This window comes from Rossellomorea sp. GAMAL-10_SWC, from assembly GCF_049568075.1.
Taxonomy (GTDB): Bacteria; Bacillota; Bacilli; order Bacillales; family Bacillaceae_G; genus Gottfriedia.
Window position 1 is genome coordinate 1,612,643 of sequence record NZ_CP144911.1, and the last position, 18,512, is coordinate 1,631,154.

An 18,512-nucleotide genomic window follows, 5' to 3' on the forward strand; every position below is an offset into this window, starting at 1 on the left:
TTTCGCTTGAGTATTGTATGTAAATCTAGTTTACCAATACCGTTATCGGCAATAAAAAAAAGACCTTCCAGGAAGATCCTTTTTATTGCTGCTTCTTTAACTAACGCACCCTAAATGAGAAATTAGATTTATTCATTAATATAAAAAGACTTATAAGTATCTATCACTAATCACTTTCATATGGTGTAACTCGTGCCCGGCAATGCCATATGCAATGGTACCTATCGAAACTGGACTGTTCATTACAGTTCCATTTCGATCCCACGCTGCAGCATCAATAGTTGAAATAAGACTTAACGTGTTAGAGCGTACCGTGTCTAAACCAGATAGTAGCTGCTCCCAGGATAATTTGTTAAAGTTTGCCGCAGAAACGTATTGATCCTGATCCATTGCTGGGAGTGGTGCACTTTCATTTCGTGCAATGGCAAGCATTCGATACGACATCACACGTTCCGAGTCGGTCATATGCCCAATCACTTCTTTTAAAGTCCATTTCCCTGGTGCGTACGCCTTCCTTGCTGACTCCTCTGATAAGCTGCTTAAGAGGGTAATGGTATTAGTTCTTTGCTTACTAAGTATTTCTATAATATCTCCATCTGGCACAAGACTTACATACCTATAATGCTCTGGATTTTCAATAGATAATGGTCGTGGACGCACAAGAATCCTCCTCATCGGAATAGTTAATTATGGTTCTAGGCAAATATTCGACTGTCAGGAAGATATTTCCTTTATTTTTGATATTTTTTTTCATTACCGCAAAATAATTGCAAATTAAACAACTTTTTTGATACATATATTTTGAATTTCTTATGCAACTAACGCTACCGATAGTTGGAGATCACGAGTCACAAAAATGGCTCGTTTTTTATTGAACAAAATGGCAGTTTAGTTGAACAAGAATAACAAGGTTTTTATGCTATATTAGTAAGTAGGCATTTGTCTTAGAGGAAAATCGATGACATTTAAACTAGATATAGAATTTAAAAAGTTTGTACTTTTTGAGGATAAACTTGAAGAGTTATTCGAACACTTTGAGACCTCAATTAATATTATTAATAATCAAAAATCTTTCTTCATAAATTTTTCACCTGTAACAAAAAGTAGTGAATTAGCAAAATATATTCAATCAGGTGAATGGGAGGGTAATATATTTACTTATGAACATAAACATGCGAATTATCCTTTATTCGGAATGTTATTTTAAATGAATCTTGATTTAAAAGACATTATTCCTACTGAGGAAGTATGTTTGACTCATGATGCATATTAAACTCAATTAGTCTTTAAAAGATTTGAAGATGAAATTCACGTTTTTTTACCATTATAAACAGAATGATCTATGGTATGACGGATATAAAATTGTAAACTCCACTCATATACCTGGAAAATCTTGTTTCATTGTGAATAGGTCCGAATTGAAACAAGCGATTGAATTATTCAATGTCCAGTTTCAAGACTATTTAGGGAAAAATCCACCAGAAATAATGAAACATCCTTTAGTTTTAAGAAGTTTTGGAATGGATCAAGCATTTAATGATTTTAATAAAGATCATAAAAAAAAGCTAAAAAATAGAAAAGCTTCTGAAACGAAAGAGATTCAGAAGCTAATAGATCTATTAGAAAATCGTGAAATGGATGATGAAACGAAAAGTGAACAAGCTACCTTGTTATTCAATAAAATTATTGAAAAGTCGATCGATTAGCTTTTTGAACTAACACATGCATTTGTTGAATAACATGAAAGGAAAAAAGCATAAATGAGTATTGATTTCTGTATAGCAGATACAATTAATGAAGCAGCAAAATCTAATAGATATGTAGCTTTTGAAGAAGAAGTACACGAATTCCTAATTAAAGTAGAAAAGTTTTATGTTAGACAGAAGAATAAGGAATCTAAAAATATAGACTTGCTTCTTGGATTAGATCTTTATGGAGATAAAATATTTAATGATCAAGAAATCAAAGAACTGATAAGGATAAAGGATTTTGTTATGAATCTATAATAAAGGAAAATAATGGGTTTTCATAGAAACTCCTATATATGGATATAGGAGGATTTTTTTATGGCTGAATTCAAAGGTATTAATGTTGAAAATATAAATATTGTCGATAAAGATGGAACTGTAAGAATGAGAATTTTTAAAAATGAAAACATTCCACCTGCAATTATGGATGGAAAAGATTTTCTTCCAGGTCACAGGCAGAAAGATCCTATTGCTGGATTAATGTTTTATAACGGAGAAGGTGATGAGTGTGGAGGACTTATATTTGGAAGTAAAAAAGATGAACTAGGAAACTATGAATCATACGCCTCTTTAACCTTTGATCAGTATAAACAAGATCAAGTTGTACAAATGCATTATATTGATGAGAATGAGCAAAGAAATTATGGAATTTCAATTTATGATAGACCGAATATACCTTTACCAGATCTTGTAGAAAGAACACATAAAATACAAAACTCTAAATTAACAGATGGGGAAATTGATTGAGAGTTAGAAAATATTTGGGAAGGAAATATGCCTCGGGCCTTTGTGGGGAAGAATTCTAAGGGTGAAATAACAGTACAACTATCAGATAGCAAAGGAAAACCTAGAATCAGAATGGTAGTAGACGAATATGATATTCCTCGTATGGAATTTTTAGACGGAGAAGGGAAAGTTACATATAAAATTCCTCCTGAAATGTAAATTTTCATCTATTATTATCCCTTCACTTATGCTACTAAGGCACTGAGATTAAATAGAACTCGGAACTGTTAATTGGTTGCCTATTTAACAGTTTTTTTGGATAAGTAAATAAGTTTTACTCAAAAAAAAGATTAATTAACCGTATCATTTAATAACATCTAATTAGAATTAATCTTTTTAGGAGTGATATGTGTGGCAGAAGTTAGAAGAAAAAAGGTTATTGATAGAGGAATAATTCTATTTTTAATTTTATTGTTGATTTTTTTAGCCCTAAATGCTCCTAAAATACAAAATTCATTTAAACCAACACTAGAAGGAACTTATCGATGTGAAGAGCTTCCTTTTGGGTCGTTCGTATTTGATAAAGAGAATGATTATGCTTTTATTTTTGATAATTTTATACTTTCGGAATCAGGAAAGTTTTCACGAGAATTAGACAAAGGTTTCTACGTAAAAAAAACTGATACACTGTATGTAATCAATAGTCCTAAATTTAACAATGTAGAAATTAAATATAATTTAAAAAATCAATCTATAAAAATCAATTCTGACGATGGCACTTACACGTGTAAACAAATTAGCACAAATCCGATGATTAATATCTCTAATTACGAATGATTAAATTTCAAGAAACATTCGTGTTCAGGGAATGCTTAAAATCCAACCATTTGTAGACTCATTATTGGAAGATGATGAACGATGTAAAGAACAATTTCTAAGAAAAATAGAGGAAGCATCAGAAAAGTTTTTTTATAGATATTTTTAGTAATATTATGTGCTTCCTTACTTAAACGAACGCATTTTGTTAGATAAACATCACAAGTTGCTTAATTGCAGCATTTTAAATTGTACAATTTAAAAATTTAGTAAAATATGAAAAAAGGACATCTCGATCTCTATATTGAATAAAGAGATAACAGTGATAGTAAAGAAGTGGTTAAATTATTTTAGAGGCGGTGCAAATATATGAACAGCAGTCCTATTGTGAAAGAATACTCTATAGATTATCAAGCTCAAGTAGTAGATTTAATTCTTGATATTCAGCAACAAGAATACAAAATCAAGATCACCAAGGATGACCAGCCTGATTTGTTTACAATAGAAGAATTTTATCAGAATGGAAAAGGGAATTTTTGGGTTGCTCTTGATGGCGATAAAGTAGTTGGTACAATCAGTCTTTTAGACATAGGGAATCAGGAAGTTGCATTAAGAAAGATGTTTGTAGACAAAGAATATAGAGGTGCAAAATATAAAACTGCAAGTCTTTTATTAAATAATGCCATTAAATGGGCGAAAGAAATGTCAATAAATGCAATTTATCTTGGAACAACTCCTCAATTTTTAGCAGCTCATAGATTTTATGAGAAAAATGGTTTTACAAGTGTAGAAGTTACCGAGTTACCTGAGAATTTTCCAGTAATGAAGGTCGATAAAAAATTCTATAAGTATTCGGTTGAATAGACTGAAATGAATACATAAAAATAAAAGAACAACTGTGGACTTGAGCAGTCCGTCGTTGTTCTTTTTAGAATGATTGTCTAACTAGACAATCTTTTTTTATGAGAAAATTGTTTTTTCTATTGAATTACACATTTACCTGACTAAGAAGAATACATTTAAGAGTATTTTCAGCTTCATTTAATTTGATTGAAGTTTCGAATGTCGCTTGTGCTTGCCCTGCACCGCCTCCACCTTTTCCTTCAACCTGTTTTAGTAAATTTTTAATTAGTTCTCCACAGTGCACATCATTTTTAAGTTGATTAATTAGCAATATTTTTTGCTCTTTTACACTTGAAAAAACAAGTAATGAAGGTTTTTTCGATTGGATTGTCTTTGCGAGTAATTGTAAGTCTTTTACTGATTCTTCTTCAAATGTTTTAATAATGATATCATTCGTTGCGTTTAATAGTAACTCGTTAGAGATTGAGTTAAAGATTGTTTCTTTCATTTTCTCGATTTCTTTTTGCGCTTCTTTGAATTCATTAATCGTCGTTTCGACTTTATCCTTAACTTGATCAGTATGTGTATTAAATAATTGATTAATATTTGATAATGTTTTACTAGTTTTTTGAACTTCTTCTAGTGCTCTATAGCCACATTTAAAATGAAGTCGAGTAGTTTGTCTTACTTTTTCAGTTTTGATTAATTTAATTAATCCAATTTCACCTGTTTGTTTTACATGAGTACCACAACAAGCAGATAAATCTGTATGTAAAATCTCAACAATTCGTATGTTATCTTCAACTTTTGGTAATTTGCGTAGTTGAAGTGCATTTAAGTCTTCTTTATTTACGAAGTAAGTTTTAATTTCGATATTAGCAAGAATCTTTTCATAAACTGCTCTTTCAATTTGATTTAATTGTTCAGCAGAAAGAGTAGGTGTATCTAAGTCAATCGTAACTGTCTCTTTTCCTAAATGAAAACTTACAGTAGGAATATCAAATAGTTCAATAATTGTTGCTGAAAGTAAGTGTTGTCCACTATGATGCTGCATATGATCAATTCTTTGATCCCAATTTATTTCACATGTTGCTTCATTTGTATCTGGTTTTGCATTTAAGACATGGATCACTTCTTCATCATATTCTAATAAATCAACAATTTCGATTCCATTAATTGTACCGAAGTCAGATGGTTGCCCGCCACCCTCAGGATAAAATGATGAATCCTCAAGTTTGATATGAAATAAAGAGTCAACTTCTTTAATTTCAGTAATTTTAGTAAACCATTTTTTTAATGAGGGGTGTTCAAAATATAGTTTGTTTGCCATGATCATACCTCTAATCTTTTTATTTCCAAAATTTGTTGTTTAATTTAAATTATATAGAAACGGAATAAAAACTTAAAATATTCTGTTTCTAATTTTAGCATAATTGACAATTAGAAAAATAAATTTTAGTATTTAGTTAATTAACTAAATACTAAATCTTAGAGGTGTGAAATGTGAACGAATTATTTAAAGCATTATCGGATCCAACTCGAAGGAAAATTTTAGATTTATTAAAAGAGAAGGATTTAACTGCTGGAGAAATTTCAGAACAATTCAATATGTCAAAACCTAGTATTTCGCAGCATCTTAAAATATTAAAATCAGCCCAGTTAATTCAAGATGAAAAGAAGGGGCAATTTATTATTTATTCTCTAAATATGACGGTTTTCCAAGAAATTATAAGTTGGGCATATAGTTTTAAAGAAAAATAATTGAGAGGTGACATATTTTGAAGAAGCATATCATAGCAATTTTACTATTTATTTGTTCACTCCTATTATGGATTATTAACTTTCATGATTTACCAAGTCAACTACCAGTTCACTGGGATTTTTCAGGAAATGTTAATAATTACGATTCAAAAATGCAAACATTTATCGAGCTTCATGCGCTCATGCTTTTCGTTTATTTATTACCAATTGTTACTCCGAAGATTGATCCAAGGAAAGAGAATTATAGGTTATTCCAAAGAAGCTTGTACTTTATGGCAACAGGGATTTTATTTATTTTCTTTTTAATTAATATGAGTGTTTTATTTTATGGTTTAGGTTATAACGTTCATATTGGTTCAATTAGCTTTCTCTTTATTGGTCTTTTGTTTATGTTTCTTGGAAATTATATGCCCCATGTTCGTTCGAATTATTTTATTGGCGTCCGTACACCATGGACATTAAGTAGTGAAAATGTTTGGAAAAAAACACATCGTGTTAGCGGTAGATTATTTATGATCATTGGTTTATGTTTTATATTGCTTTATTTTATACCAGTTAGTAATAAAGGAATAATTGTCATTCCATTAATCATATTTTTAGTTGGGTTCACAACTATATACTCATATATTGCCTTTAAAAAGGAAATGAAAAACTAAATAAAGCTGTTTTTTTACAAAATATGGTGAATGTTTATGAATTTATTTTAGAAAAAATTTAATTTCCCTTTAAAGTATGGTATTGTAAAGAGTAGAGCAAAAGAGTTGGAGGAATAAAATTAATATGATTACAGTAAGCAATGTTAGTTTGCGTTTTGCGGACAGAAAATTATTTGATGATGTTAATATAAAATTTACACCAGGTAACTGTTACGGTTTAATTGGTGCTAATGGTGCGGGTAAATCTACTTTTATTAAAATTTTATCTGGTGATATCGAGCCTTCTACAGGTGATGTTATTGTAACGCCAGGTGAGCGCCTTGCAGTATTAAAACAAAACCAGTTTGAATATGAAGAGTTTGAAGTTCTTCAAACAGTTATTATGGGTCATACACGTCTTTATGAAGTAATGAAAGAAAAAGATGCAATCTACATGAAAGAAGATTTCACTGAAGAAGATGGTATGAAAGCTGCAGAACTTGAAGGTGAGTTTGCAGAGTTAAATGGTTGGGAAGCAGAATCAGAAGCTGCGATTTTATTAAAAGGTCTTGGCATTACTGAAGACTTACATGATAAAAAAATGGCTGAATTACAAGCTGGCGAGAAAGTAAAAGTTTTACTTGCTCAAGCACTATTTGGTCAACCAGATATTCTTTTACTAGATGAGCCAACGAATAACTTAGATCTTAAAGCTGTTCAATGGTTAGAAAACTTCTTAATTAACTTTGAAAACACAGTTATTGTTGTATCACATGACCGTCACTTCTTAAATCAAGTATGTACGCATATGGCTGATTTAGATTTTGGTAAAATTCAACTTTATGTTGGTAACTATGATTTCTGGTATGAATCAAGTCAATTAGCTCAAAGATTAATGTCGGATGCTAATAAGAAAAAAGAAGAGAAAATTAAAGAACTACAAGGATTTATTGCTCGATTTAGCTCTAATGCATCAAAAGCAAAACAAGCTACTTCACGTAAAAAACTATTAGATAAAATTACGCTTGATGATATTAGACCATCTTCTCGTCGTTATCCATTCGTTGGATTTACGCCAGAGCGAGAAGTTGGGAATGATTTATTAACTGTTGACGGAATTTCAAAAACAATCGATGGTGAAAAAGTATTAGATAATGTACGTTTTACTGTAAATAAAGGAGATAAAATTGCGTTTGTTGGTAAAAATGACGTTGCAATTTCAACTTTATTTAAAATCTTAATGGGTGAAATGGAGCCAGATACTGGTTCATTTAAATGGGGTGTAACAACTTCTCAAGCATTTTTCCCTAAAGATAACTCTGAGTTCTTCGAAAAAAGTGATATGAACTTAATCGAATGGTTACGTCAGTTCTCTCCACAAGATGAGTCTGAAAGCTTCCTACGTGGTTTCTTAGGACGTATGTTATTCTCAGGAGAGGAAGTAATGAAAAAAGCTTCTGTTTTATCTGGGGGAGAAAAAGTTCGTTGTATGCTTTCAAAAATGATGTTAAGTGGAGCAAACGTATTAGTATTAGATGATCCTACTAACCACTTAGACTTAGAGTCAATTACGGCATTAAATAATGGTTTAATTGCCTTCAAAGGTACTGCATTATTTACATCTCATGACCATCAATTCATACAAACAATTGCAAACCGTATTATTGAAGTAACACCAAACGGTTTAGTTGATAAAGAATGTACTTATGATGAGTTCTTAGAGAATAAGGATTTACAAAAGCAAGTAGAAGAACTATATAATAAGTAATTCCATATACAAAGACCTTTCACAGTGAAAGGAGTGAAACCACTAATCAATTGATTAGTGGTTTTTCATACTTTCATCTTGTTTTTATATTTGTTAAACTATAAAAAAGGGAGGAGAAAAAATGTCTGAGTTAAATGAAAATAAGTTTTTTAAAAAGTATTTAAAGAAAGCTTCTTCCTATTTAGGAAATAAAGAAAAATCAACGGATTTATTGAAAAAAGCAGCTAAGCTGGCTCCGGATAAAAAAGGTGCGTTAGGTGAAGCTTGGGAAAAAGTAAATTTATTTATTGATTTATTTAAATCATATATTAATGGCAGTTATAGAGATATTTCCACAAAATCAATTTTGACAGTAATTGGAGCATTAATTTATTTTGTCAGTCCAATTGACGCAATACCTGATTTTATCGTCGGTTTAGGCTTTTTAGATGATACAACGATTTTAGCGTATACATTTAAACAAATTAACAAAGATATTGAAAAGTATAAAATATGGAAAGAAAATAATAACGAAAAAGAAGATGCAACAAATTTAGTGGTAATTGAAGAGTCTGTGCAAGATCATGAGCTAAAAGATTAAAATTTATAAATCAAAATTAAAATAAGGTTGCCCATTATTATTAATGAGCAACCTTTTCTTATACCGTTTAATAATGTACATGACTTTCATCTTTTGACCAAACAATGAAAGGGTTTTCAATATCTTTGACCTTAATCATAATTTGTTCACTAGGGATTGTTCGATCTTCATATGGCAATGAAAGTTCATCATAAATATGTGCATCATCAAATCCAATTTTTGCAGCATCATCTTTTGTGAAAAAATAATATATTTTAGAAATTCTAGACCAATAGGCGGCACTTAGACACATCGGGCATGGTTCACAGCTAGTATATAAAACGGCATCCTTTAATAAATAGGTACCTAAATTTTGACATGCGTTTCGAATTGCTTGGACCTCTGCATGTGCAGTTGGATCATTTAAAGTTGTGACTCCATTTACGCCGGCACCAATTACTTTTCCATCTTGGACAATAACAGCTCCAAATGGCCCACCATTCTTATTTAATAAGTTTTCGTAAGCAAGTCTTACACTTAATTTAATCCAATCAGAGTGATTCAAACTAACACCACCTTTATAGTAATAAGGGCGAAAGGTATTTACATTTATCTAATCTCTTTAATTAATATAAATAACTAGTCAATCAAATTGGTTAAACGATTTATAATCCTTAAATTAACCATAAATATTAAAAAGGGTATCTTACTTATTTGTACACTCTGTTAGAGTATTTAAGAACCTATTTAATCAATCTAAAGTAAGAAAATTCATTTTTTATAAGAAAAATAATAATAGAGTAATATGATTCAAACAAATATTTTTAAAGTACTAATCGGGATAAGAATTCTAATAAATATTCAAAATGTCGAATGATTTATTAAGAAAATTAAAGGAGTTAGTTAAATCAAATTAGAATATGTAAACGGTTACAACTTTTTGAAGGATGTGTTTCGAATGAAGAATTTCGGAAATAATATTCAATTGCAAGTGTATAGTGCTGGGAAAAAAAGTGAGATTCCTGTTAGATTTGAGGATTTAGAAAAGTTAGCTCAACATCAATTAGAGGAAGGCCCTTTTTATTATATAGCTGGGGGCGCAGGTAGTGAGCGCTCAATGAACGAAAATCGATTAGTATTTGATAAGTGGAAAATTGTACCGCGAATGTTACTTAATGTGGCTGAACGTGATATTAGTATACATTTATTTGGCAAAACATATAATTCGCCAATTTTATTTGCTCCAATCGGTGTCCAGTCGATTGCGCATCCAGAAGGGGAACTTGAAGCTGCTCGAGCAGCTGCGGAATTGAATATTCCATACATTACTAGTACTGCATCTACTTACTCATTAGAAAAGGTTTCAACTGTTCTAGGTAATTCTCCTAAATGGTATCAATTATATTGTAGTAGTGATATGGAAATAGCAGCAAGTATGATTAAACGTGCAGAAGACAATGGTTACGAAGCAATTGTTATTACGCTTGATACCTCGATTATGGGTTGGAGAGAAAAAGATATTGAAAATGCATATTTACCATTTTTACAAGGGCAAGGTATTGGTAACTATTTAGAGGATCCTGTGTTTCGCTCACGATTAAATAAATCACCTGAAGAAGATCCACAGTCAGCAATTCTATTGTGGACAAGACTCTTTGGTAATCCTGCATTAACATGGGGAGATTTAGCATTTTTGCGAAAACAAACTAAATTACCAATTTTATTAAAGGGAATTTTACATAAGGACGATGCGATGCTTGCTCTTGAATATGGTTTGGATGGCATTATCGTTTCGAATCATGGTGGAAGACAAGTTGATGGAACAATTAGTACTTTAGATGCATTAGAGAGTATTTGTAGTGAATTAAAAGGTAGATTACCAATCTTAATGGATAGCGGTATTAGAAGGGGATCAGATGTATATAAAGCATTAGCAATCGGTGCTGATGCAGTATTAATTGGTCGACCGTATATGTATGGCCTAGCTCTTGCTGGTAAAAACGGGGTTGTCCAAGTAATGAAAAATATTTTAGCTGATTTCGATTTAACGATGGCTTTATCGGGACAAAAAAGTATCAGTGAATTAAAGCCATCCTTGTTAGTGAAAGAAAACCTTAGTAAACATTTTTAAAAATTAAAAAGAGCGATCTCAGTGAGTGCTTAGACTAATGAGTCGCTCTTTATTTTTGACAATTTAATTAAGCTGCATTCTTTACTTCGGTATATTCTTTAACGAAAAACTTCTGCATCACACAGCCAATTACAAAACCGATTAAACCAGGTATGACCCAACCGAATCCTTTACTTTGCATTGGAACAATCGATAATAATTCATTTAGTCTGTTATTTAAAAATGATGAATTGATAATCTCGATTAAGCTATAAATTCCAACAAACAAAATTGTTAATAAATAAACGGGTCTCCCTTTAAATGGTAATTGATCGTGTAAAAGTGCTAGAACAATCAGAGCAATTGCCATTGGATATAAAAGGCCCAATATTGGAACGGATACTTTTAATATTTGTGTAAGTCCTAAATTTGCTACGAATCCACTTACAAAACATAATACGATTGCCCATTTTTTATAAGATAATTTAGGGAAAATACTATTAAAATACTGAGAACAGGATGTAATTAAACCAATACAAACACTTAAACATGCAAGTGTAAAAATAAGCCCTAAAACAATCGTTCCACCATTTCCAAATAATTGATTCATTACTGTTGTTAAGACGACTGCTCCATTGTCAATTTGTTCGGTAATCGTCGCTGAAGCACCTAAATAGCCAATTATAAAATAAGTCATCGATAATAATAATGCACAAATTAAACCGAAAATTATTAAATACTTAATTTGTAATTTTTGACTTGTCACATTTAATCTTTGAAAAATATTGATAAAAACAATTCCGTAGATTAATGCGCAAATCCCATCCATTGTTTGATAGCCATCTAAAATTCCTTGCGAAATAGGATTAGATTTGTATGTTAAGGATGCATCCTTAAAACTCGATAAGTCTGTAAACATGGCTTTAATAAAAACAATTAAAATTAAGATTAGTAAAGCTGGAGTTAAAATTTTACCGAATCTGTCAACTAATTTTGAAGGTGATTTAGCAAACCAATAAACGATACTAAAAAACACAATTGTATAAACTAATAGCCCTATTGGTGAGACAGCCAAACCTTCTGATAAAAATGGTTTAACACCCATTTCATATGCGAGACTACTAGCTCGTGGAATTGCAAGTCCAGGTCCGATCGACAAGTAGATTGCCATCGGGAAGAGAAGTGCAAAAATAGGATGTACTCTCCTTACAAGCGTATCAAAATCACCGGATTTTGCTATTGCTATAAATGCTAAAATCGCAATACCTGCATCCGAAATAATAAATCCAATAATTGCTTGCCATACATTCTCTCCGGCTGCTTGTCCGATATATGCTGGGAAAATTAAATTTCCAGCACCAAATAACATAGAAAATAACATAAATCCAATAAACAGTATTTCTTTTTTTGTTAAAGTATTCAAATAATTCACCTCAAACATAGTTGTTTTTTAAAAATGATTTTCTCATTCTATCAAAAAATAATCCTATTTACTACAAAATCTTCTAAAATTCTTACAATTTTCATATAGAATGAAAAAAAATTTCTTTTGTCCTAATTTTTATTACTTGAAGCATAAGAAGTCTTGTCCTCTAACTATATATACTTATAGGCTTTATTAAGGGAGGACTAGAATGATCCAATTTCAAGATATATCTTTTAAGTTTTCAAATGGAAAAAGTGCAGTTCAGGATTTATCTTTTTCAATTCATTCAAGTGAATGCTTTGTTTTAATTGGCCCAAGTGGCTGTGGAAAAACAACAACAATTAAATTAATAAATAGATTAATTAAACCAACTGACGGTGAAATTTTTTATAATGATAAAAACATTAAAGATTATGACGAACATAAGCTGAGGAGAGAGTTTGGATATGTACTACAACAGATTGCACTATTTCCCCATTTGAATGTTGAAGAAAATATTTCGATTGTACCTGAATTAAAAAAATGGAACAAAGCACAAATAAAAGAGCGCACTCGAGAATTATTAGAATTAGTAAAATTAAATCCTTTGGAATTTAGTAAAAGATCAGTCTCAGAGTTATCTGGGGGTCAACAACAGCGGATAGGTGTAGCGAGGGCATTAGCAGGGGATCCAAATTTATTATTAATGGACGAACCGTTTAGTGCATTAGATCCGATTACAAGATTACAATTACAAAAGGACCTGAAGCAATTAAAAACTAAGATTAATAAAACGATCCTTTTCGTTACTCATGATTTAGACGAGGCATTTTATTTAGGAGACCGAATCGGGATCATGCACGATGGTGAACTAGTTCAAGTTGGTTCGAAGGATGAAATTTTAAATAATCCAGTCAATCCTTTTGTTGAACAATTTATAGACAATTATCGAGGTAAAGCTGTTGTAAAGGAGGGAATATAAGATGATTCTCACTTCATTTACAACGACTCTTGCAAATAGAAAAGAGCAATTATTAACAGCATTGTTAGAGCATATTCAAATTTCAGTATTTGCACTAATTATTGCAATAATAATAGCTGTTCCGGTTGGAATTTACTTAACGAGGAAGAAAGTTCTCTCTGAATTTGTAATTGGAACTACAGCAGTTATTCAAACTATTCCTTCTTTGGCACTGTTAGGGATTTTAATACCATTAGTGGGAATAGGAAAGATTCCAGCGGTAATTGCATTAAGTGTTTATGCATTATTACCGATCTTGCGAAATACATATACCGGAATTAAGGAGATTGATCCAATCCTATTAGAAGCAGCAACTGGGTTAGGGATGAACGGTAGACAAAGACTTTTTAAGGTTGAATTACCATTAGCATTACCAGTTATAATGGCGGGAATCCGAACAGCAATGGTCATAATTGTTGGAACGGCAACAATCGCTGCATTAATAGGAGCTGGAGGTTTAGGTAGTTTAATATTATTAGGAATCGACCGAAACGATATGAATTTAATCATTATTGGGGCAATTCCTTCAGCACTTTTAGCAATTATATTTGATTTTATTTTAAGATTAATAGAGAAGAGGAGTTTTAAGAGTTTTTCATTAAGAATAATAACTGCTAGTTTTATTTTATTAGCATTATTATTTTCTCCACTAACAATTAAATCTTGGAATAAAACGGACTTAGTAATCGCTGGAAAACTAGGTGCTGAACCAGAAATAATAATGAATATGTATAAATTATTGATTGAGGATGAAACGCATCTAAACGTTGAAGTTAAGCCCAATTTTGGTAAAACTACATTTGTGTTTAATGCATTAAAAAAAGGTGATATTGATATTTATCCAGAATATACAGGAACAGTCATTTCTACTTTTTTGAAAGAAAAGGCTGTTAGTAAAGATGCAAAAGCAGTATATGAACAAGCTGCTGAAGGTTTAGCAAAAAAGTATAATTTGAGCTATTTGGAACCTATGAAATTTAATGACACGTATGCATTAGCTGTTCCGGATCACATTTCGAAACAATTTGGAATCGAAACAATTTCAGATGCAACCAAAGTAGAAAATCAGTTAAAAGCAGGTTTCACTTTAGAATTTACGGATCGTGAAGACGGATATTTAGGATTACAAAAACTATATGGATTAAAATTCCGAAACCTAAAAACAATGGAGCCCAAATTGCGATATGACGCAATTCAATCGGGCGATCTCTCAATAATCGATGCATATTCAACTGATAGTGAGCTCCAAAGTTATAACATGAAAGTGCTAGTCGATGATAAAAATTTATTCCCACCCTATCAATGCGCACCACTTCTGAGAAAAGAAACACTTAAAAAATATCCAGAAGTCGAAAGTATATTAAATAAATTAAAAAATAAAATAACGGATGATGAAATGCGAGAAATGAATTATAAAGTAAATGTTGGTGGAAAATCTGCCGAAAGTGTTGCTAAAGAGTTTTTGAAAGAAGAGGGTTTACTAAAATAAACGAAATGGACTGTCTTATTGGTCAGGGGAACTGAGCAAAGCGGTCCTTTTTTGTTGTATCACACTTGAATGTATAGCTCTGTTCTATCACAATTCAATTTTTTAGAAGATTAGTAGCGATTTTTAATTCGAGATAGATAAAAATTAAGTGGGAAATTGCTGGTTTTCTTTAAAGAGTATGAATTGATGAACAGTTTTTGGGGTGAAATACCTGAACTAGTAGGGGTAATTTTGTATCTTAATTGCACTTCTGCTAGATTTAATTGCAGATTTGAAATTTAATTGCAGATTTGAAAATTTTAATTGCGGTTTTAACAAATTTAATTGCAGTTTCACTAAATATAATTGCAGATTTGCTAATTTTAATTGCAGTCGGCCGTTTATTGCAGCTTTCCGCTGTTTATTTGCAGATTTTCATTTCATTCTTTATTTGCACTGGCCAATCCTTACTTGCACAACCCTAAGACTTATTCAAACCACCTAAGACCAATCAATAAAAAGAGGGTTGCCTAAATAATCGGCTACCCTCTTTTAGTTATCATACGATAAGAATTTCAATGTTTAATCATTATAGGCTCCAGTTAACATCTCACTTACAAAAGAATCATTTTCCCATTCTTCATAAGAGAAATCTACTGAATACTCCTGATCGGATTTTTCGTCTTTAATCTGAATGTCAAAATGATTACTCATTACTTTCAACACTTCATTGATTTCGTTAACAGTCCCATTAATTTGTAAAGTAGCCATTTTTACTCGCCTCCGATTTTAATTTACAGAAAATTCTGTATAAAGTAATCATATGATAATCCTTTTAAAAACATTTTTCAAGGGTAGAATTTTGTCGAAAAAATATTTTAAAAAAATGTAAAGGTTTTCATTGTTGATTTACCAATATTTGTACGACATTTGAATAAATTGTGAATTTTAAATTTTCTAAAAACTTGTTGATTTATTTAGTAGATTGGAATAAAGTAAGTACAAATATTTTAACTCTTGAGGAGGATTAACCGTGACAGAGCAACAGATTTTTTTAAATGGTGAATTCGTTCAAAAACAAGATGCTAAAGTTTCTGTATATGATCATGGATATCTATATGGAGATGGAGTGTTCGAAGGGATTCGCGTATATGATGGCAATGTATTTCGCTTAAAAGAACATCTCATTCGATTATATGAATCAGCAAAATCAATTTTATTAACGATTCCTTATTCTTTAGAAGAGTTAACACAAATTGTTGTTGATACAATAAATCGAAATAATTTACATAGTGGTTATATTCGACTCGTCGTTTCAAGAGGTGAAGGGAATCTTGGATTAGATCCAACATCTTGTCCAAGAGCAAATGTAGTTGTCATAGCTGAACAACTAGCACTGTTTCCACAAGAACTATACGAAAATGGTATGGAAATTGTAACAGTAGCAACAAGAAGAAATCGAAGTGATGTATTAAATCCACAAATTAAATCTTTAAATTACTTAAATAACATATTAGTAAAAATTGAAGCGAAACTAGCTGGTGTTCAAGAAGCATTAATGCTAAACGATCAAGGCTTTGTAGCTGAAGGTTCAGGAGATAATGTCTTTTTAGTAAAAGGGAATAAGTTAATTACTCCACCAAGTTCAGCAGGTGCATTAGAAGGAATTACTCGAAATGCAATTATGGAATTAGGTGACACATTAGGTTACGAAGTTGTGGAAAAATTGTTCACTAGACATGATGTTTATATTGCCGATGAGGTTTTCTTAACAGGAACAGCAGCTGAAGTAATTGGCGTATCTAAGGTAGATGGACGAGTGATTGGTGATGGAAAACCAGGACCAAATACACAAAGATTATTAAAAGCATTTCGTCAATTAGTAGTTGAAGATGGAGAAAAAATTTACGTAAAACAAGGGTGATAAATTGTGCGAAGTGACATGATCAAAAAAGGAATCGACCGTGCGCCGCATCGTAGCTTATTATTAGCGGCAGGTGTAAAAGAGGAAGATTTTAATAAACCATTTATAGCGATTTGTAATTCATATATTGATATTGTTCCAGGTCATATTCATTTAAGGGAAATGGCTGATGTTGTAAAACAAGCGATTCGCGATGCTGGCGGAGTTCCATTTGAGTTTAATACGATTGGTGTCGATGATGGAATCGCAATGGGGCATATCGGAATGAGGTATTCTTTGCCAAGTAGGGAAATCATTGCCGATGCAGCCGAAACAGTCATTAATGCTCATTGGTTTGATGGAGTATTTTATATGCCAAACTGCGATAAAATCACACCTGGAATGCTAATGGCAGCTGTCCGTACAAATGTACCAGCAGTTTTTGTATCAGGTGGACCAATGGCAGGTGGGCTATCTAAAGATGGAAAGGCTCTATCTCTTGCTTCAGTATTTGAAGGTGTAGGTGCTTTTAAATCAGGAAAAATGAGTGTAGAAGAATTACTCGATATTGAAAAGTCAGCATGTCCTACATGTGGATCATGTTCAGGAATGTTCACAGCAAATTCAATGAATTGCATTATGGAGATGCTTGGTGTAGCACTACCATATAACGGAACAATACTTGCAACTAGTAAAGACAGACATCAATTAATCCGTGATGCAGCTTATCATCTAATGGATTGCATTGAAAATGATATTAAACCAAGAGATATTATTACAAAAGAAGCAATTGATGATGCGTTTGCACTAGATATGGCAATGGGTGGATCGACAAATACTGTTTTACACTTAATGGCCATCGCAAATGAAGCTGGAGTTGAATACGATTTAAAGGATATAAATGACGTAGCTAGAAGAGTACCTTATTTATCTAAAATTAGTCCCGCTTCTCACTATTCAATGCATGATGTTCATTTAGCAGGTGGTGTGCCAGCAATTATTAAAGAACTTACAACCATTCCTGGAGCAATCAATAGTGACCGCATTACAATTACCGGAAAAACTTTATTCGAGAATGTGCAAGAAGCTACAATCACCGATAGTGAAGTGATTCGTAAAAAAGAAAATCCTTACTCACAAACAGGCGGATTATCGATCTTACATGGGAATCTAGCCCCAGACGGAGCAGTTATTAAAGTAGGTGGTGTTGACCCTTCAATCCAAACATTTATTGGTGAAGCAATTTGTTTTGACTCACACGATGAAGCTGTTGAAGCGATTGACAAAGGTCTCGTTAAAGAGGGGCATGTCGTTGTCATTCGATATGAGGGTCCAAAAGGTGGACCAGGAATGCCTGAAATGCTTGCACCAACTTCATCAATTGTTGGAAGAGGTTTAGGAACAAAAGTTGCGTTAATTACAGATGGTCGTTTTTCAGGTGCTACTAGAGGAATTGCAATCGGTCATATTTCTCCAGAAGCGGCTGAAGGTGGACCAATTGCATATATTGAAGACGGCGATGAAATCATAATCGATCTTTTATCAAGAAGTATTACATTATCAATTTCAAACGAAACATTAGAATCTCGTAAAACATCATATAAATTACATGAACCAAAAGTTAAAACGGGTTATTTAGCAAGATATGCAAAGTTAGTGACTTCTGCTAATACAGGCGGAATATTAAAAATATGAAAAAGCAATGAAAGAGAAAAGTAGTTATGAAAAGGTTCTTCAGAGAGTCGGTGG

General features: G+C 31.8%; 21 protein-coding genes and 1 other annotated feature (1 of these 22 cut by a window edge). Of the genes, 16 read left to right on the forward strand and 5 right to left on the reverse strand.

All coding sequences use genetic code 11. The features are described from left to right. Positions 1–150: 150 nt before the first annotated feature. The gene (locus V5E38_RS07865) at positions 151–660 is read right to left on the reverse strand and encodes a DinB family protein (protein ID WP_499212817.1); all 510 of its coding nucleotides are present in this window, start codon (positions 658–660) and stop codon (positions 151–153) included. Between the two features lie 298 nt (positions 661–958). Here V5E38_RS07865 and V5E38_RS07870 point away from each other — a divergent pair, with 298 nt between their 5' ends. The 7 genes from V5E38_RS07870 (at position 959) to V5E38_RS07900 (ending at position 4,154) form a co-directional block, all read left to right on the forward strand. Continuing rightward, positions 959–1,207 carry a hypothetical protein gene (locus V5E38_RS07870; protein WP_499212818.1) on the forward strand — a complete coding sequence of 83 codons (249 nt, stop codon included), beginning with the start codon at positions 959–961 and terminating at the stop codon, positions 1,205–1,207. Positions 1,208–1,418: 211 nt separating this feature from the next. Further along, the gene (locus V5E38_RS07875; protein WP_499212819.1) at positions 1,419–1,706 is read left to right on the forward strand and encodes a hypothetical protein; all 288 of its coding nucleotides are present in this window, start codon (positions 1,419–1,421) and stop codon (positions 1,704–1,706) included. A gap of 54 nt (positions 1,707–1,760) precedes the next feature. Beyond that, positions 1,761–2,006, forward strand: coding sequence for a hypothetical protein (locus V5E38_RS07880; RefSeq protein WP_499212820.1), 246 nt, complete (start codon positions 1,761–1,763; stop codon positions 2,004–2,006). A gap of 60 nt (positions 2,007–2,066) precedes the next feature. After that, positions 2,067–2,495 (forward strand): hypothetical protein, encoded by a 429-nt coding sequence (locus V5E38_RS07885; RefSeq protein ID WP_499212821.1) that lies wholly within the window; start codon positions 2,067–2,069, stop codon positions 2,493–2,495. 27 nt (positions 2,496–2,522) lie between these two features. Continuing rightward, positions 2,523–2,693, forward strand: a complete 171-nt coding sequence (locus tag V5E38_RS07890; RefSeq protein ID WP_499212822.1) for a hypothetical protein — start codon at positions 2,523–2,525, stop codon at positions 2,691–2,693. 192 nt (positions 2,694–2,885) lie between these two features. Next, on the forward strand, positions 2,886–3,311 hold the full coding sequence (locus tag V5E38_RS07895; protein ID WP_499212823.1) for a hypothetical protein: 426 nt from the start codon (positions 2,886–2,888) through the stop codon (positions 3,309–3,311). A 348-nt stretch (positions 3,312–3,659) separates the two neighbouring features. Further along, complete coding sequence (locus tag V5E38_RS07900) at positions 3,660–4,154, forward strand: GNAT family N-acetyltransferase (protein ID WP_499212824.1); 495 nt, start codon at positions 3,660–3,662, stop codon at positions 4,152–4,154. A gap of 124 nt (positions 4,155–4,278) precedes the next feature. On the opposite strand, the gene V5E38_RS07905 is transcribed toward V5E38_RS07900, so the two are convergent. Beyond that, the gene (locus tag V5E38_RS07905) at positions 4,279–5,463 is read right to left on the reverse strand and encodes an alanyl-tRNA editing protein (RefSeq protein ID WP_499212825.1); all 1,185 of its coding nucleotides are present in this window, start codon (positions 5,461–5,463) and stop codon (positions 4,279–4,281) included. A gap of 173 nt (positions 5,464–5,636) precedes the next feature. Here V5E38_RS07905 and V5E38_RS07910 point away from each other — a divergent pair, with 173 nt between their 5' ends. From V5E38_RS07910 to V5E38_RS07925, 4 genes are all read left to right on the forward strand, one after another. Further along, positions 5,637–5,894 carry an autorepressor SdpR family transcription factor gene (locus V5E38_RS07910; protein ID WP_499212826.1) on the forward strand — a complete coding sequence of 86 codons (258 nt, stop codon included), beginning with the start codon at positions 5,637–5,639 and terminating at the stop codon, positions 5,892–5,894. A gap of 17 nt (positions 5,895–5,911) precedes the next feature. Next, positions 5,912–6,550: an SdpI family protein gene (locus tag V5E38_RS07915; RefSeq protein WP_499212827.1), complete on the forward strand. Its 639-nt coding sequence runs from the start codon at positions 5,912–5,914 to the stop codon at positions 6,548–6,550. Between the two features lie 124 nt (positions 6,551–6,674). Beyond that, on the forward strand, positions 6,675–8,297 hold the full coding sequence (locus V5E38_RS07920; protein ID WP_097977662.1) for an ABC-F family ATP-binding cassette domain-containing protein: 1,623 nt from the start codon (positions 6,675–6,677) through the stop codon (positions 8,295–8,297). 121 nt (positions 8,298–8,418) lie between these two features. Then, on the forward strand, positions 8,419–8,877 hold the full coding sequence (locus V5E38_RS07925) for a YkvA family protein (protein ID WP_499212828.1): 459 nt from the start codon (positions 8,419–8,421) through the stop codon (positions 8,875–8,877). 67 nt (positions 8,878–8,944) lie between these two features. Here V5E38_RS07925 and V5E38_RS07930 read toward each other — a convergent pair whose 3' ends face one another. Next, positions 8,945–9,421, reverse strand: a complete 477-nt coding sequence (locus tag V5E38_RS07930; RefSeq protein ID WP_499212829.1) for a nucleoside deaminase — start codon at positions 9,419–9,421, stop codon at positions 8,945–8,947. Positions 9,422–9,814: 393 nt separating this feature from the next. Between V5E38_RS07930 and V5E38_RS07935 the strand changes: the two genes are divergently transcribed. Then, positions 9,815–10,987 carry a beta/alpha barrel domain-containing protein gene (locus V5E38_RS07935; RefSeq protein WP_499212830.1) on the forward strand — a complete coding sequence of 391 codons (1,173 nt, stop codon included), beginning with the start codon at positions 9,815–9,817 and terminating at the stop codon, positions 10,985–10,987. A gap of 67 nt (positions 10,988–11,054) precedes the next feature. Here the strand turns inward: V5E38_RS07935 and brnQ are convergent, their stop codons facing one another. Beyond that, on the reverse strand, positions 11,055–12,389 hold the full coding sequence (gene brnQ, locus V5E38_RS07940) for a branched-chain amino acid transport system II carrier protein (RefSeq protein WP_499212831.1): 1,335 nt from the start codon (positions 12,387–12,389) through the stop codon (positions 11,055–11,057). A gap of 211 nt (positions 12,390–12,600) precedes the next feature. Between brnQ and V5E38_RS07945 the strand changes: the two genes are divergently transcribed. Together V5E38_RS07945 and V5E38_RS07950 are read left to right on the forward strand one after the other, a co-directional pair. Then, on the forward strand, positions 12,601–13,353 hold the full coding sequence (locus V5E38_RS07945; RefSeq protein WP_499212832.1) for an ABC transporter ATP-binding protein: 753 nt from the start codon (positions 12,601–12,603) through the stop codon (positions 13,351–13,353). 1 nt (position 13,354) lies between these two features. Further along, positions 13,355–14,881 (forward strand): ABC transporter permease/substrate-binding protein, encoded by a 1,527-nt coding sequence (locus tag V5E38_RS07950; RefSeq protein ID WP_499212833.1) that lies wholly within the window; start codon positions 13,355–13,357, stop codon positions 14,879–14,881. Between the two features lie 561 nt (positions 14,882–15,442). Here the strand turns inward: V5E38_RS07950 and V5E38_RS07955 are convergent. Then, positions 15,443–15,631, reverse strand: coding sequence for a hypothetical protein (locus V5E38_RS07955; protein ID WP_056477121.1), 189 nt, complete (start codon positions 15,629–15,631; stop codon positions 15,443–15,445). Positions 15,632–15,893: 262 nt separating this feature from the next. Between V5E38_RS07955 and ilvE the strand changes: the two genes are divergently transcribed. Together ilvE and ilvD are read left to right on the forward strand one after the other, a co-directional pair. Next, the gene (gene ilvE, locus V5E38_RS07960; RefSeq protein WP_499212834.1) at positions 15,894–16,784 is read left to right on the forward strand and encodes a branched-chain-amino-acid transaminase; all 891 of its coding nucleotides are present in this window, start codon (positions 15,894–15,896) and stop codon (positions 16,782–16,784) included. Between the two features lie 6 nt (positions 16,785–16,790). Continuing rightward, on the forward strand, positions 16,791–18,458 hold the full coding sequence (ilvD, locus tag V5E38_RS07965; RefSeq protein WP_499212835.1) for a dihydroxy-acid dehydratase: 1,668 nt from the start codon (positions 16,791–16,793) through the stop codon (positions 18,456–18,458). Beyond that, positions 18,457–18,512, forward strand: a binding site (T-box leader); it runs 181 nt beyond the window's last position. Its footprint overlaps the gene before it by 2 nt.

What these genes read in the sequence shown, in the direction of transcription:
- V5E38_RS07870 (WP_499212818.1), top strand. Translation starts at nt 959, where the DNA reads ATGACATTTAAACTAGATATAGAATTTAAAAAGTTTGTACTTTTTGAG.
- V5E38_RS07880 (WP_499212820.1), top strand. Translation starts at nt 1,761, where the DNA reads ATGAGTATTGATTTCTGTATAGCAGATACAATTAATGAAGCAGCAAAA.
- V5E38_RS07885 (WP_499212821.1), top strand. Translation starts at nt 2,067, where the DNA reads ATGGCTGAATTCAAAGGTATTAATGTTGAAAATATAAATATTGTCGAT.
- V5E38_RS07890 (WP_499212822.1), top strand. Translation starts at nt 2,523, where the DNA reads ATGCCTCGGGCCTTTGTGGGGAAGAATTCTAAGGGTGAAATAACAGTA.
- V5E38_RS07900 (WP_499212824.1), top strand. Translation starts at nt 3,660, where the DNA reads ATGAACAGCAGTCCTATTGTGAAAGAATACTCTATAGATTATCAAGCT.
- V5E38_RS07905 (WP_499212825.1), bottom strand. Translation starts at nt 5,463, where the DNA reads ATGGCAAACAAACTATATTTTGAACACCCCTCATTAAAAAAATGGTTT.
- V5E38_RS07920 (WP_097977662.1), top strand. Translation starts at nt 6,675, where the DNA reads ATGATTACAGTAAGCAATGTTAGTTTGCGTTTTGCGGACAGAAAATTA.
- V5E38_RS07925 (WP_499212828.1), top strand. Translation starts at nt 8,419, where the DNA reads ATGTCTGAGTTAAATGAAAATAAGTTTTTTAAAAAGTATTTAAAGAAA.
- V5E38_RS07935 (WP_499212830.1), top strand. Translation starts at nt 9,815, where the DNA reads ATGAAGAATTTCGGAAATAATATTCAATTGCAAGTGTATAGTGCTGGG.
- V5E38_RS07945 (WP_499212832.1), top strand. Translation starts at nt 12,601, where the DNA reads ATGATCCAATTTCAAGATATATCTTTTAAGTTTTCAAATGGAAAAAGT.
- V5E38_RS07950 (WP_499212833.1), top strand. Translation starts at nt 13,355, where the DNA reads ATGATTCTCACTTCATTTACAACGACTCTTGCAAATAGAAAAGAGCAA.
- V5E38_RS07955 (WP_056477121.1), bottom strand. Translation starts at nt 15,631, where the DNA reads ATGGCTACTTTACAAATTAATGGGACTGTTAACGAAATCAATGAAGTG.